Origin of the sequence: Methylocaldum marinum (assembly GCF_003584645.1) — a bacterium.
GTDB lineage: Bacteria > Pseudomonadota > Gammaproteobacteria > Methylococcales > Methylococcaceae > Methylocaldum > Methylocaldum marinum.
This window is the reverse complement of sequence record NZ_AP017928.1, coordinates 2,612,995-2,627,214: the sequence shown is the minus strand read 5'-3', so window position 1 is coordinate 2,627,214 and position 14,220 is coordinate 2,612,995. Positions and strand designations below refer to the sequence as shown.

12 protein-coding genes and 1 pseudogene are annotated in these 14,220 nt (G+C 55.2%); 1 reads left to right on the top strand and 12 read right to left on the bottom strand.

Going from position 1 to position 14,220, the window contains the following annotated elements; translation table 11 throughout:
- Positions 1-109 precede the first annotated feature (109 nt).
- The 12 genes and pseudogenes from sS8_RS11350 to tviB all read right to left on the bottom strand — a co-directional run bounded on the left by sS8_RS11350 (position 110) and on the right by tviB (position 11,922).
- A complete protein-coding gene (locus sS8_RS11350) occupies positions 110-745 on the bottom strand; it encodes an MOSC domain-containing protein (RefSeq protein WP_119629739.1) in 636 nt (211 codons plus the stop codon).
- A 49-nt stretch (positions 746-794) separates the two neighbouring features.
- Positions 795-1,349, bottom strand: a pseudogene (gene rnhB / locus sS8_RS11345) (ribonuclease HII); the annotation flags it as partial.
- Between the two features lie 35 nt (positions 1,350-1,384).
- The gene (gene lpxA, locus sS8_RS11340) at positions 1,385-2,155 is read right to left on the bottom strand and encodes an acyl-ACP--UDP-N-acetylglucosamine O-acyltransferase (RefSeq protein WP_119632740.1); all 771 of its coding nucleotides are present in this window, start codon (positions 2,153-2,155) and stop codon (positions 1,385-1,387) included.
- Positions 2,152-2,592: a 3-hydroxyacyl-ACP dehydratase FabZ gene (fabZ, locus tag sS8_RS11335; RefSeq protein ID WP_119632739.1), complete on the bottom strand. Its 441-nt coding sequence runs from the start codon at positions 2,590-2,592 to the stop codon at positions 2,152-2,154. Before fabZ ends, lpxA begins: the two co-directional genes overlap by 4 nt.
- Before the next feature lie 48 nt (positions 2,593-2,640).
- Positions 2,641-3,150 carry an OmpH family outer membrane protein gene (locus sS8_RS11330; RefSeq protein ID WP_119629737.1) on the bottom strand — a complete coding sequence of 170 codons (510 nt, stop codon included), beginning with the start codon at positions 3,148-3,150 and terminating at the stop codon, positions 2,641-2,643.
- 170 nt (positions 3,151-3,320) lie between these two features.
- Positions 3,321-5,621, bottom strand: coding sequence for an outer membrane protein assembly factor BamA (gene bamA / locus sS8_RS11325; RefSeq protein ID WP_119629736.1), 2,301 nt, complete (start codon positions 5,619-5,621; stop codon positions 3,321-3,323).
- Between the two features lie 170 nt (positions 5,622-5,791).
- Positions 5,792-6,520, bottom strand: coding sequence for a phosphate signaling complex protein PhoU (gene phoU / locus sS8_RS11320; protein ID WP_119629735.1), 729 nt, complete (start codon positions 6,518-6,520; stop codon positions 5,792-5,794).
- Between the two features lie 204 nt (positions 6,521-6,724).
- The gene (gene rlmM / locus sS8_RS11310; protein ID WP_119632738.1) at positions 6,725-7,795 is read right to left on the bottom strand and encodes a 23S rRNA (cytidine(2498)-2'-O)-methyltransferase RlmM; all 1,071 of its coding nucleotides are present in this window, start codon (positions 7,793-7,795) and stop codon (positions 6,725-6,727) included.
- A 23-nt stretch (positions 7,796-7,818) separates the two neighbouring features.
- Positions 7,819-8,817 (bottom strand): UDP-glucose 4-epimerase GalE, encoded by a 999-nt coding sequence (galE, locus tag sS8_RS11305; RefSeq protein WP_119629733.1) that lies wholly within the window; start codon positions 8,815-8,817, stop codon positions 7,819-7,821.
- A gap of 122 nt (positions 8,818-8,939) precedes the next feature.
- Positions 8,940-9,482: a molybdopterin-guanine dinucleotide biosynthesis protein B gene (gene mobB, locus sS8_RS11300; protein WP_119629732.1), complete on the bottom strand. Its 543-nt coding sequence runs from the start codon at positions 9,480-9,482 to the stop codon at positions 8,940-8,942.
- A gap of 130 nt (positions 9,483-9,612) precedes the next feature.
- Complete coding sequence (locus sS8_RS11295) at positions 9,613-10,623, bottom strand: NAD-dependent epimerase (RefSeq protein WP_119629731.1); 1,011 nt, start codon at positions 10,621-10,623, stop codon at positions 9,613-9,615.
- An 18-nt stretch (positions 10,624-10,641) separates the two neighbouring features.
- Entirely contained in the window at positions 10,642-11,922 is a 1,281-nt protein-coding gene (gene tviB / locus sS8_RS11290; protein ID WP_269461500.1) for a Vi polysaccharide biosynthesis UDP-N-acetylglucosamine C-6 dehydrogenase TviB, read from the bottom strand.
- Between the two features lie 857 nt (positions 11,923-12,779).
- Here tviB and sS8_RS11280 point away from each other — a divergent pair.
- On the top strand, positions 12,780-14,174 hold the full coding sequence (locus sS8_RS11280; RefSeq protein ID WP_119629729.1) for a TIGR03013 family XrtA/PEP-CTERM system glycosyltransferase: 1,395 nt from the start codon (positions 12,780-12,782) through the stop codon (positions 14,172-14,174).
- Positions 14,175-14,220: the final 46 nt, after the last annotated feature.

Sequence of the window (14,220 nt, the reverse complement as noted above, 5' to 3'; positions counted from 1 at the left end):
CTGGTTCAGCTGGCCATTATCAACATTGCGGCGCGGGGCTGCGTGGGTGGTTTTCGTCCAAGGGGCCATCCAATCCCGGCGGGGCGCGACGCAAAGCGCCGCTTTCGGGCTACTTGCGCCTTTTTTTCAAGCTTTCCTGCCAGGACTCCGACAGTGCCTCGATCCGGAGTGCCCGTTCGATGATCTCCTGTTGGCGAGGCCCTTTGATGATGGCGAGCATCGCATCCCGGATATTCAGCCGAACTTCGTCTTGCTGAAGACGAACGATGGTATCGCCGGAATTGACCTCGCCTTCTTCCAGGACGCGGAAATAAAAACCGTTTCTTCCGGAGTTCAGAAAGGCATCTACAAACGAAGGGTCGCCCATCCTGATTCCAAGCTTGAAGCAAGGGACTCGCGGTTGGGTGACTTGGACCACAAGCTTGCCGATCGCAAAGATGTCGCCGATGTGAACGGTGTCGTCCGGCATTCCGCTGACGGTGAAATTTTCGCCGAATTGACCGAAGGCGAAAGACGATTTGTTCAATTCCCGTTCCCAGAAGCGGTAGTTTTCCACTGTATAGACGTAAATGGCTTTGTCCTTGCCGCCATGATTCTTGAGGTCGACCTGGACGTCGCCTTCGAGTCCGAATGTGCCGACTTTAACAGGGCCTTCGACGGGTTCTTTGTAAATCCCCGTGGATATCGAGCGGCCGTGGTATTCAACCTGTTTCGGTTCCGCCAGACTGATTGCCAAAAGTTCCATCGACGTTTCTCTGAAGCTTGAATGATGTCAACCGGATCGCGGGTGCGTTGATGCGTTTCACGGGGCCGAAAGATTGCCTATGGCCCGGGCTAGGTCCCAATTCGCGTAAGCGCGAGATGTGGATTGCCGTGGGGTAGCCCTTGTGGAGGCCGAGTTCGTAGCCGGGATGCAGGCTGTCGAGGATTCCCATTTCCCGGTCCCTGAATACCTTGGCCAATATGGATGCAGCGGAAATTGCCGGTACGCGCGCATCTCCGCCGACAATGGCTTCGCCGGGACATGGGAATTCGGGATATCGATTGCCGTCGACCAAGGCGAGATCCGGTTTTACCGGCAGGGCATCAAAAGCGCGGCGCATCGCCAAGAGCGATGCCTGAAGGATGTTGATCCTATCGATTTCGCTTGCTTCGGCTCTGCCGATTGCCCAGGCAAGAGCTTTTGTCGTGATGGCAGCGGCCAGCCGTTCGCGGCGCTCGGGGCTCAGCTTTTTCGAATCGGCAAGTCCTGCGACATGAAAATCATCTTCGATGACGACCACCGCCGCTACTACGGGTCCCGCAATGCACCCGCGGCCTACTTCGTCGCAACCGGCAATCAGAGCCATGACGTTTTATTCCGAATAAGCGCGCCCGCTGGCGATCAGCGAATGATGCTTCGACCGGTTTGTTTGAGGAAGTCCACCATCTTTTGAATCTCCGGCGTTTCGGAAATCATTTCCTCGAGTTGCTGAATCGCTTCTTCGAGTTTCAGGCGGGATTTGTACACGGTTTTGTAGGCTTTTCTGATCTGCCGGATCGAATCCGCGCTAAAGCCTTGTCTCTCCAGGCCTACTGTATTGATGCCGTGGGGTTTGGTGGGGCAGCCGCCAACCATGACATAAGGCAATATGTCGCGGGTGATAACGCTGCCCATTGCAGAAAAACTATGTTGGCCGATTTTGCAAAACTGATGTACGAGCGAGAATCCCCCTAATATGGCGTAATCATCCACTCGCACATGACCGGCCAGGGAAGCGGCATTGGCCATGATGACATGGTCGCCTAGGACGCAATCATGAGCGACGTGAGTGTACGCCATCAGCAAATTGTCGTTGCCGATACGGGTGATCCCTTGGTCTTGTACCGTGCCGCGATGAATGGTGACGTATTCGCGGATGACGTTGCGGTCACCGATCTCGAGATAGGTGACTTCACCGTGGTATTTCTTATCTTGCGGGTCTTCGCCGACAGATGCGAACTGAAAGATCCGGTTGTGTTTTCCGATACGACTCGGTCCTTTGATTACCGTGTGAGGACCGATTTCAGTGCCGGAATCGATTCGAACATCGGATCCGATGATGGCATAGGCACCTATGCTGACATCGTTCGCTAGCTCACAGGACGGATCGATAATAGCTGTAGGATGAATCAAGACTCCTGCTCCGCCGCCGCGCACATGATTTCCGCACTGGCTACAAATTCTCCGTCGACCTCGGCGCGGCAGGAAAACGCCCAGATATTCCGCTTGTGGCGCAGGTAGGTCGCTTCCAACATCAGGCGATCTCCCGGAACGACAGGACGCTTGAATCGAACTTTATCCAGGCCGACGAGATAGTAAACCATTCCTTTTCCCAAAACATCCGGTGCAGTCTCCGAAGCGAGCAAGCCGGTGGTTTGAGCTAGCGCCTCGATGATCAGAACCCCGGGCATGATCGGCAATTCCGGAAAATGTCCGGTGAAGAACGGTTCGTTATAGGTTACGTTCTTGTAAGCCAGTAGCCGCTTTCCGGGCTCTACTTCGAGAACCCGATCCACGAGGAGAAAAGGATATCGATGAGGTAGATACTCTTTTATTTTTTGAATATCCAAAGGCGCTTTTCCTTCTTCGGGAATGGATGAGAGCACAGCTCGGAGGGATTATTGCTTGAAGCTGGCCTTGAGTTTTCTTTCGACTTTGCCGGTGACGTCGACCGTTTCGCTGGCGAATACAACGCCATCGGTCAGAAGGAGATCAAAGCTTTCGTCCCTGGCCAGGGACTGAATGGCCTCGAAAATTTCCTTCTGCAACTGGGTTAACTCTTCGTTACGGCGGAGATTGAAATCTTCCCGAAACTCATCTTGCAAGCGCTTGGCTTCGCGCTTACGGCTGATGATTTCCTTGTCCATCTTTTGCCGTTCGGACTCGCTCATTATCGCGGCGTCTTTGCTGAGTTTTTCTTCCATCGCTCTAATGGCTTTCTGCTCGGAGACCAGTTTCTTGTCACGCGGTGCAAATTCCCGTTCCAGTTCCTTTTTTGCTTTTTCGGCCTGCGGTGCTTTTTCCAATAACCGAGCGACATTGACGAATCCAATTTTAAGATCGGCGGCTTCAAGACTCATGCTCGCCATTAAGCCAAGCAGTACAAAACCAATGCTTTTCTTTAACATGCTCTGTGTCTCACTTCGTAAATTCGGTTAATGGAAAGGTTATTGACGGAAAAATGAATAGTTTTTGTGGGATTGGGGTTCGCAGTTCGCCTGATCGTCCGGCGCCGATTATACAAGAACTGTTTGGCAACCAGCGACTCCCCGCCTCATCAAGCGCCGCCGCAGCAGCCCTAGAATCCGGAGCCGAACGAGAACTGAAAATTCTGAACCTCGTCTCTTCCGCTGGCGTTCAGCGGTTGCGCAACGCTGAATGCCAAGGCGCCGAAAGGTGAAAGCCACTTGGCCGACAATCCAGCGGAATACCGGATTTCCCCGAAATCGTATGTGCCGTCGAAAACGTTGCCGGCATCCAGAAATGTACCCAGCCTGAGATTTTTGCTGTCTTGCATGAATGGAACCGGGAAGAATAGCTCGGCAGTACCCACCAATTTGCTTGATCCTCCGAAGGGGAGATTTCCGCCGAGACCTTGGTTGTTGGGTCTGGTGCGAGGTCCCAGGGTATTGGGTTGGAATCCCCGAATGGATTGTGGGCCGCCTGCGTAGTAATGCTCGAAAAATGGCAATTTCTTGGAATCGCCATAGCCGTCACCATAGGCAATTTCGCCCTCGATCATGAAGGTCAGGTCCTTTGCGATGGGGAAATAGTGCTGAAGCTTATAGCTGGCTTTGTAGTAGCTCAGATCGCCGAAGGGTACCGATGCCAACAGCGATAGGCGTTGGGCGCCGCCCTTGGTCGGGAAGATGGCTCGGTTCAGGGTATCGTGGACCCAGCCGGCCGCCAGCGACAAGGTGTTGTAGGTGTCGCCGTTTTCTTCGATGAAGTCGAGAATTTCTTGCGACGACCGGGATGCGGCATCGAGCTTCGTGTGTTCAAGGTCCAGGTTGAAGCGCAGACTGTCGAATTCGTTGAGCGGAATGCCGAGGTTGGCACCGGCGGAGGCGACGTCGGTATTGTAGCGCGCGATGTACATACGCGACGCATCGGTGTTTCGATAGCTGAGATCGAAGCCGCCGCTGACGCCGTCCAGAGTCAGGTACGGATTGAAGTAGCCGAGGCGATAGATGGTATTGACGCTGCTGTTGTTGAACGTGAGATTGATTCTTTTGCCGGTGCCGAAGACATTGTCCTGGGTAACGCTGGCATTGAAGATGATGCCCTGTGCCTGGGAAAAGCCGACGCCTGCCATCAGGTTTCCGGACGGTTTTTCAACGACGTTGTAACTGACGTCGATCTGATCGGTGGTTCCGGCGACGGCCGGCGTTTCGACGTTGACTTCCTGAAAATAGCCCAAGCGTTCCAAGCGGGTTTTGGACCGCTCGATCTTGCTGGTGGAAGCCCATGCCGCCTCCATTTGGCGCATCTCGCGCCGAAGCACTTCGTCGCGCGTCTTGGTGTTGCCGTGGAAATTGATGCGGCGAACATAAACCTGTTTGCCGGGATCGACGAAGAAGGTGATGGAAACGGCTTTTTGCGCCTCGTCGATGTCGGGCACCATGTTTACGTTTGCGAAAATATATCCTTCATCGCCCAATCGGTCCGATATGGCTTTGGAGGTTTCGGTGGCCAGCTTGCGCGAGAACGTATCGGCAGGACCGATCCTGACCAGCGGCGTCAATTGTTCGGGCGGCACGATCAGTTTGCCGGTCAGCTTGACCGCATTGACCGTGTAGACTTCGCCCTCTTTGACGTTGATGGTGATATAAATTTCCTTCTTGTCCGGCGTTATGGATACCTGGGTGGATTCGATTTCGAAATTGATGTAGCCACGGTCCAGATAATACGATCGCAACCGCTCCAAGTCGGCGGAGAGTTTCTGCTTGGAGTACTGATCGTTCTTGGTGTAGAACGAGAGCAGGTTCGGCGTGCTGAGCTCGAACTGTTCCAACAGCTCGTCATCGCTGAAGGTATTATTGCCGACGATGTTGATCTGCTTGATCTTGGCGACCTTGCCCTCGGAAATCTTGATGGTGACCGCTACTCGATTGCGCGAAAGCTCGGTTACATCCGAATCGATTTTCAGTCCATACTTTCCTCGGCTGTAATACTGCCGGCGAAGTTCCTGTTCCACCTTGTCGAGGACCTGGCGATCGAACACCTTTCCTTCGGAAAGTCCAACACCTTTCAAGGCTTTTGTGAGGTCTTCCGTGCCGATGTCTTTGTTGCCCTCGATCTTGACGCTTTGGATGGAAGGGCGTTCGTCCACGATAACCACCAGGACGTTCCCATCCTGTTCCAGTCGAACGTCCCTGAAAAAGCCCGTTCTAAACAAGGCTTTGATGGATTCCGCCGACTGCCGCTGATCGAAAAGATCGCCGACCTTGACCGGGAGATAATTGAAAACAGTGCCGGCCGAAACCCGCTGCAAGCCTTCGATCCGAATATCCTCGATCACGAATGGCTCAAGCCCCCAGGCGGAGAAGGAAATGAAAATCCCTAACAACAGCAATTTCGCTAGTCTGCAGCGGTTCATCGATTAGGGGAGTCCGGATCGCGGGGGAGGATTGGTATTAACTGTAGGAGAAATTCTAATAGATATAGCCCATCACGCGATTGCGCCGATCGGTTCCATGACAAATCCGGAGAGGTCGACCTCTGATGGCGGGCGGGAATCCAAAACTGCTGGCGTCCGACACGGCGATATCAGGTGTCCCGCAAGTCTTTCTCCACCTGCTCGATACTGATATGCCGAATATTCTTGCCTTTGGCATAATAAATGACGTATTCGCAAATATTACAGGAACGGTCGCCGATACGTTCCAGGGACCGGGCCGACCACATGATGTCGAGCGAAACCGGAATGGCGCGGGGATCTTCCATCATATACGTGATCTGCTGGCGCATGATGCTTTCGTATTCACGATCTACCATTCGGTCGTCCTGGACGACGCGCAAGGCTTCGTCCACGTCCATGCGCGCGAAGGAGTCCAGGGCCTCTCGAAGTAGCCCGCGCACATGCTTGGCCAGCTGCTCGACTTCGGTCAGTTGGTTCTTCTTCGGATAATGGGTTGCAAGATCGATCGACAAACGGGCTATACGCTTGGCTTCGTCACCGATTCGTTCGAGATCGGTAATAGTCTTGATGACCGCGACCACCAAACGCAGGTCGCGCGCGGTGGGCTGACGGAGAGCAATGATCTGAGTGCACTCCTCGTCGATGGAGACCTCCAGGGAATTTACCTTGTAGTCGTCGCTGATAACGCGTTCGGCCAGTTCGACATCGTTATTGACCAGCGCAGTCACGGCCGACTCGACCTGTTCCTCGACCAGTCCGCCCAGCGTGAGGACCCGATTGCGTATGTCCAATAACTCGTGGTCGTACTGCTTGGAAATGTGCTGATGCAAATGATCGGTATCGAAGAAATTGGTCATGGTGCTGGTGATTGAGGGTTATCGACGCCGGAGTCGCCTTCGTTCCGCATTCTATCAACTCATTTCGGTGCATGAAAGCTTGTGCGGCGCGGGCTTGCATCGGCAAGCGCTAAACCTGGAAACGGCGGTCGGCCGCTTGGATGGCGTAGAAACGCCGCACACTCGAGCACGTCCAACTGCCGTTTTTAAATGCAAAAAAAGTTTTTATCCGATCTCCCGTGAAAAATAGCCGGTAATTTCGGCCCTATCGTGATAGAGCTGCTTGAAGACAAGCGCATAAGCGCCACGGGTTTTTGCCATTCGCTCTTCGATAATCTCGCGGCAGCGCTTGACTTCGTCGTAGCGCTTGATCATGGGCAGTTTCAGGTTGAAGATGGCTCTCCGGCACAAGCCTTGGGCTATCCACTCGCCGATCAGGGCGGCGATCCGCACCGGCTGTTCCACAACATCGCAGACCAGCCAGTCTATCGGCTTTGATGGGCGATAGCGAAATGCGTCCATCCGCAAGTGATCCACCAGACCGGTGTCCAACAAGGCGGGATCGAGATTTCCGTTGTCGACGGCGGTGACTTTGAGATGGCGCCTGACCAACTGAAAGGTCCAGCCTCCCGGCGCCGCTCCGAGATCGACCGCTGTCATGCCGGGCGAAAGGCTTCTTCCGGGATCGTCGAGAAAGGTCAGAAAGGCTTCTTCCAGCTTGAGCGTGGATCGGCTCGGTGCGCCGCGGGGGAATTTCAGGCGGGGGATGCCCATCGGCCAGGGACAAGAGTTGCCGGGTATCGAGATGCCGACATAGGCGGCGGTAGAGCTGAGAAAAAAGACATGGAGCCGGGGCCCCGCGGGTTTGCCGAGCAGCCCGCCGTCTCTGACTGCCCGATTAAAGGGCGCTGCGAATTTGTGCAGAAAGGCGGCGAGGGATTTTGCTTCGTTGGTGTCGGCGGTTTCCAGAAATATTTCGGAGAACCGGTCTCCCAGCCGCCGCGCCGTGTGTAACAACGGCTGAGCGCGGTCGGCGACGGGGAGTCCGGCGAGGGGAACGGCGGCGACTACCAGTTGTCGAGCGAAGATGAGATTCTTGTAGAGCAAGCCTTTCTCGCAGGCCGAAAAAGCTTCCGCGCTGTCCGGAGTGAATGCCACGAAACCGCTGTCCGGTTTTGCCTTGACATAGCCGGATACGCTCAGATCGCCGGCTCGTTCCAGAATTTCTGCGGCGCATTCCTTTTCGAATCCGCTGCGGCAGTAGAGCAGAACACAGCGGGGATGCTCGGTGTTTATGGTATTCAATCCGAATCTGTTTCTTAATTGCCCCAGGGGTGTTCGAGAAGTTTCTTTTCCCAGTCCAGAGACGATTTCACAATGAACGGCAGGTCGTCGTAGCGGGGCGTCCAGTTGAGCATTTCGTGGATTTTTCCGACCTCCGCCACTAATTGCGGCGGGTCGCCGGGGCGCCGCGGCATTTCTTGCACCGCAATCGGCGTGCCGTTGACGCGATTTACCGCGTCGATGACCTCCCGGACGCTGTAGCCGTGTCCGTAGCCGCAGTTCAGAGTGGCCGAGCCGCCTCCGTTGCGTAAATAGGTCAAGGCTTGAATGTGGGCGTCGGCGAGATCGCTGACATGAATGTAATCGCGTACGCCGGTGCCGTCTTCGGTGGGGTAGTCGGTACCGAAAACGCATAATTTCTCGCGCTTTCCGACCGCCACTTCCGCCGCGACCTTGATCAGCAAGGTCGCGTTGCGCGTCGACTGGCCGATCTTCCCTTCGGGATCCGAGCCGGCCACGTTGAAGTAGCGCAGGATGACGTGCTTGAGGTCCGTCGCGGCTGAGAGGTCCCGAAGCATCCATTCGCTCATCAACTTGGACGCGCCATAAGGGTTGATCGGTGCCGTCGGCGACGATTCGGAGGCATAGGGCTCGTCGGGAATACCGTATACGGCGGCGGTCGAGGAAAAAATGAAATGCTTGACGCCGACATTCCGGGCACACTCGAGCAAATTACGCGTCTTGCAGGTGTTGTTGCCGTAATATTTTAAGGGATCCGATACGGATTCCGGAACGATGGTGTGGGCGGCGAAGTGCAATACCGCTTCGATCTCGTAGTCGCGCAGGATTTGGGAGACCACGTCCGCGTCGCCGGTATCGCCCTCGACGAAATCGCCGTAAAGCACGGCTTCCTTGAACCCGGTGGAGAGATTGTCGAGTACCACCAGGCGTTCCCCCATTTCACCCAGTTGCTTGACCACATGGCTGCCGATATAGCCGGCACCGCCCGTGACTAATACGCCTTTTCTTTCCATATTGTGCTCCTCGTTCAGTGGGTTAATGGAATTACGGTATAGACGCCGTTCCGGGAGCGGCGACCGCCGCCGAACTGCAAACGGCCCGGCGCCGCACGGGCTGTCGCCGTGTTTCGGCGCGACTATCCGTTGCGCGCACGGGGAAGAAACTCCTGGCAAATGAAACGGACGATTTGTTCCGGGTCGTTGATATCAAGTCTGGGTATGTGGGGCATGACCGCCGGTTCGGCGTCCGATGCGATCGCGATGATGGTGTCGTCGCCGGGGAACAAAAGCGGTTTGCCGAGGGCCGGACGGTGCAGCTCGATCTTTGGAATGGGTTCCCGTTTGAAACCTTCCACCAAGATCAAATCCAGCCCGGTCCGATCGAAAAAGGCCAATTCCTCGGACAGACTCGGTTCCCGGATCTCGGGATGTTCCATGATGATGGCGCGGCGACGGGACGAGCTGAGCATGACCGGGTTTGCACCCGCCTTGCGCAATTCGTAGCTGTCCTTGCCGGGATAGTCGATCTCGAAACTGTGGTGACTGTGTTTGACAAGTCCGACGTTAAGCTGCCGCGACCGGAGCAGCGGGATGATCTTCTTCAAAAGAGTCGTTTTGCCGGTGCCACTGAAAGCCGCGAAACCTAGAATCGGCACCTGCGTATCGAAGGCTTTCAGCATTCGGCTGGTTCGGATCGGGCAGTATGCGAAGGGCCGAAGAAGCTCGAGGCGGCTCTAGGAACTCGTCGGACGCCGATCCTAAGGCGAATTTGGCCTGGACCGAAAGGCGTTGGTCGCATCGTCCGTTCCCCTAGGTCGCGCCGTAATAATCTTTGTACCACCTGACGAAATTTGCGATTCCGGTTTCTATCGGCGTTGTCGGTCGATAGTCCACATCACGGATGAGATCGTCCACGTCGGCGTAGGTGTCGGGTACGTCTCCGCTCTGCATGGGAAGCAGATTCTTTTCGGCTTTCCTGCCCAGACATTCTTCCAGAACCTCGATGAAGCGCATGAGTTCGACCGGCTGGTGGTTGCCGATATTGTAAAGGCGATACGGCGCCTTGCTGGTGCCGGCATCCGGGATATCTCCGGTCCAATTCGGATTCGGAGCCGCTATCTTGTCCAGCACCCGAACCACGCCTTCCACGATGTCGTCGATATAGGTGAAGTCGCGCCGGTGATGTCCGTAATTGAAAACGTCTATCGGCTTCCCGGCCAGGATGTTCCGGGTAAACATGAACAAGGCCATGTCCGGGCGGCCCCAGGGGCCGTACACGGTGAAAAAGCGCAAGCCGGTGGTGGGCAAGCCGTAAAGATGGCTATAGGTGTGCGCCATCAGTTCGTTGGCTTTTTTCGTGGCCGCATATAGGCTGACCGGGTGGTCGACATTGTGGTGGACCGAAAACGGCATGGCGGTATTCGCGCCGTAAACGGAGCTGGACGAGGCATAGACCAGGTGTTCGATATCGTGATGCCGGCAGGCTTCCAGGATATTGCAGAAACCCACCAGATTCGCGTCGATATACGCATGGGGATGAGTCAGCGAATATCTCACCCCCGCCTGGGCGGCAAGATTGACTACGCGCTGCGGCCGGTGATCCGCGAATGCTCGGTAAAGCTGGTCGCGGTCTTCCAGCGCGATGCGGACTTCCGTGAAGGCGGACTGGTTTTTCAGCCGGGTGAGCCGGGCCTCCTTTAGACCGACATCGTAATAATCGTTGACATTATCGATACCGATGACCTCGTCCCCGCGCGCCAGGAGTGCCTGAGCCAGCGCTGCGCCTATGAATCCCGCCGTTCCGGTGACCAATACTTTCATTGGCGATGTCCCTGGAAGTTATAAGTAATCATCCACGCTGTCGTGCGGCAATGCATATTTGACATCGAACAGAACACCGTTGGGTTTCGCCAAGGCGCGAATGCCTTCGGCGCCCATGGCTTTGAATTCCCGGTGGGCGACCGCAATGACGACGGCATCGTACTTTCCGGCCGGAAGCTGTTCGACGAGATCGATGCCGTATTCTTCCCGGACTTCCTCGGGGCTCGCCCACGGGTCGTAGACATCGATACTCGAGTCGTAGCTCTCGAGTTCTTTGATGATGTCCGTTACCCGAGTGTTCCGAATGTCCGGGCAATTTTCCTTGAAGGTCAATCCAAGGATGAGGATATTCGCCTGACAGACCGGAAGGCGCTTGCGGGTCATCAGCTTGACCAGGCGGCTGGCGACATATTCGCCCATCCCGTCATTGATGCGGCGTCCGGCCAGGATGATTTCGGGGTGATGGCCTATTTCCTGGGCTTTATGGGTGAGGTAGTAGGGATCGACACCTATACAGTGGCCGCCGACCAGGCCCGGACGAAACGGAAGGAAATTCCATTTGCTTCCGGCGGCTTCCAACACCTCTAGTGTGTTCAAGCCCAACTTGTTGAACAGAATCGCCAGTTCATTGATGAGCGCGATATTCACGTCTCTTTGGGTATTCTCGATGACTTTTGCCGCTTCGGCGACTTTGATGCTGCTGGCTTTGTGCGTGCCGGCCGTGATGATCTTGCGATAGAGTTCGTCGACGAAATCGGCGATCGCCGGGGTCGATCCCGATGTGACCTTCCTGATCGTAGTAACCCGGTGCTCCTTGTCCCCGGGATTGATGCGCTCGGGACTGTAGCCGCAGTAAAAGTCCCGGTTGAAGATCAATCCCGACCGAGCTTCCAGAATCGGTACGCAGACTTCTTCGGTCGCACCGGGATAGACCGTGGACTCATAGATGACGATGTCGTCCTTCGACAAAAGCTTGCCGACGGTTTCGCTGGCTTTTTGAAGAGGCGTCAGATCGGGCCGTTTATGCTCGTCGATAGGTGTCGGGACGGTGATGATATAAACATTGCAGCTCGAGAGATCCGCAGGGTCGGCCGTGTAGCTCAGTCGCTTCACGCTGGAAAGTTCTTCGGCATCGACTTCGAGCGAGCGATCTAGCCCGTCCTTCAATTCCGCGATACGCTGAGCGTTGACGTCCAGACCTACGGTGTCGAAGTGTTTGCCGAATTCTACGGCGAGCGGGAGTCCTACATAGCCCAGTCCGATAATGCCGATCTTTGTGTCTGCGAGCGAGCGCATCATGCCTCCAAATGAGTGAGGAATCTTGGAAATTCAGCGAAAGCTTAGATTAAATTTTTGGTACTTGTGACGATTTGGCCATGGCAGCGCGCGTTTAGTCCCCTGATCGGTCGGCTTTGTGAAGAAGCAATTTCACCAATAAAGAGGACGGGCCGCGACGCCGAAAACGCAATTTCGCTTTTAATTCTAAAGGACGGTCGATGAAGCGGAAAGCTTTTCCTCTGTTTTCCGCGCGTCCATCCGGTGCCATCCGAAACCGGAATGTGGAGCGGCGGGATCGCGGCTCTCATGCCCGGGTTCTGCATTCACGGGCTTGCAGTTCATTCCCATAGGTCTCGGCAGAAGGAAGGCCGATTCGGCACAAGGAAAGTCCTTGCCGAGTTCGCGGGTCGCCTGGAAGGGCTTGGCGACGAAATGCTTAAGTTCTTGAATAAAACCCCAATTTTTTCGCGGGCTTTGCGCAAAAAATGAATGTGTTAAAGTTGTGCCCCGATTACGACCGCCGGCCGATCGAAATTCGGTTTATCGTTTGAGATAAGCCGAACATTGCGGATACAAAGAAGATGTTGGCGCCACTGCGGAAGTGATTCCAAATGATCTCGAGTGCGTCCGTCCCGGGTGACGGTGAACGCACGACAGAAATCCATCCGCAAGGGGGCAGCATAATGAGGAGCAGATTGCTCGATGACGTATCGAGCAGGTCAGCAATGACTTGCCGCTCGAATTTTGTCTTTAACAATCCTCGATATGATTTTTCTTGTTCGAAGCGGAACGGCCGAGTCTTGCCCCGTAGCCATGCCGAAATAAGACAGCTTCGTACGCTCCGGCAGCAATTATCCGACTAACAGTCCGCAAGATTTATGATCCGCGTTTTCCGCCATTATATCTCAAGCATTTACCTGATTATTTTTCTGCTTGACTGCGGCATTTTCTTTTCCGCCTTTTATATGGGAGCGGTGCTACGATTTTTTCCGGATTTCCAAAGCAGTTTTTCGGCTATCGATTTGACCAGTCCCTCGGCTGTTTTCTGCATTTTCATGCTAGCGAGCACTACCGGCATGGGGCTTTATCAGCGGGCGCAGCTGGGTGGCGATGCCGGGCTGCTGCTCCGCGTGCTGGCGAGTTTCATGCTCGGCACGGTTTTGATGGGGCTGGTTTTTTATGCGATTCCGGCGATTTTCGTGGGGCGAGGCGTTTTAGGCTACGCCTTGCTGTCGGCCTTGGCTCTCACGCTGTTTTCGCGGTTTATGTTCTTGAAGTTCGTGGACCGGCAAGAGCTCAGGCGGCGGGTGCTGGTTTTAGGTGCGGGTTGCAATGCCAACATGATCCAGGAGTTCGAGAACAGAGCGTCCAACCCGAGCTTCAGCGTCATCGGTTTCGTGCAGATGGGCGGAGACGTCTGCCGGATAGAGTCTCACCGCCTGTGCAATTTGGAGATGCCCCTCAACGAGTACGCCAATCTGCATGACGTCGACGAAATTGTGGTCGCTCCGGATGATCGCCGCGGAGGGCTGGCGGTCGACGAGATCTTGGACTGCAAGATGAACGGCCTCGAAGTCGTGGACCTCTTGCACTTTTTCGAGCGCGAAGGGGGGCTGATTCGAGTCGACTGTCTGCATCCCAGTTGGCTGGTCTTTTCCGACGGATTTCGCTATAGCGGCTTCCAGCAGCTGTCGAAACGGTCTTTCGATGTGGTCGCTAGCCTCGCCCTGCTGGCCGTAAGCTGGCCCGTCATGCTGCTGACCGCGCTGGCGATCCTGATCGAGAGCGGTTGGCGGGCGCCGGTGCTTTACCGCCAGGTGCGGGTTGGCAAGAACTGGCGGTTGTTCAAGGTAATCAAGTTCCGCAGCATGCGCACAGATGCCGAGAAGGACGGCCGAGCGCGCTGGGCGACAAAGGACGACGATCGCGTGACGCGGGTGGGGCGGTTCATTCGAAAAACCCGCATCGATGAATTGCCGCAGTTGTTTAATGTTCTGAAAGGTGAAATGAGCTTTGTCGGTCCGCGTCCGGAACGGCCCGAATTCGTCGAAAAATTCGCGGAATCCATACCTTATTATTCCGAGCGCCATCGGGTGAAGCCCGGCATTACCGGCTGGGCGCAGCTGTGTTATCCCTATGGATCAAGTTATGAGGATGCCATCGAGAAACTGCAGTTCGACTTATATTACGTCAAGAACTACAGTCTATTTCTCGATTTTCTCATCATGTTACAGACCATCGAAGTGGTTGTTTGGGGAAAGGGCGCTCGCTGAAGTCCTGCGTGTGAATTCCCATTCCCGGGTTGTCCCGGTTATGCTG

Bases quoted from the DNA above. Each gene is read 5' to 3' on its own strand.
- sS8_RS11295 (WP_119629731.1), bottom strand. From the start codon at position 10,623: ATGAAAGTATTGGTCACCGGAACGGCGGGATTCATAGGCGCAGCGCTG.
- galE (WP_119629733.1), bottom strand. From the start codon at position 8,817: ATGGAAAGAAAAGGCGTATTAGTCACGGGCGGTGCCGGCTATATCGGC.
- bamA (WP_119629736.1), bottom strand. From the start codon at position 5,621: ATGAACCGCTGCAGACTAGCGAAATTGCTGTTGTTAGGGATTTTCATT.
- sS8_RS11330 (WP_119629737.1), bottom strand. From the start codon at position 3,150: ATGTTAAAGAAAAGCATTGGTTTTGTACTGCTTGGCTTAATGGCGAGC.
- tviB (WP_269461500.1), bottom strand. From the start codon at position 11,922: ATGATGCGCTCGCTCGCAGACACAAAGATCGGCATTATCGGACTGGGC.
- mobB (WP_119629732.1), bottom strand. From the start codon at position 9,482: ATGCTGAAAGCCTTCGATACGCAGGTGCCGATTCTAGGTTTCGCGGCT.
- sS8_RS11350 (WP_119629739.1), bottom strand. From the start codon at position 745: ATGGAACTTTTGGCAATCAGTCTGGCGGAACCGAAACAGGTTGAATAC.
- sS8_RS11280 (WP_119629729.1), top strand. From the start codon at position 12,780: ATGATCCGCGTTTTCCGCCATTATATCTCAAGCATTTACCTGATTATT.
- phoU (WP_119629735.1), bottom strand. From the start codon at position 6,520: ATGACCAATTTCTTCGATACCGATCATTTGCATCAGCACATTTCCAAG.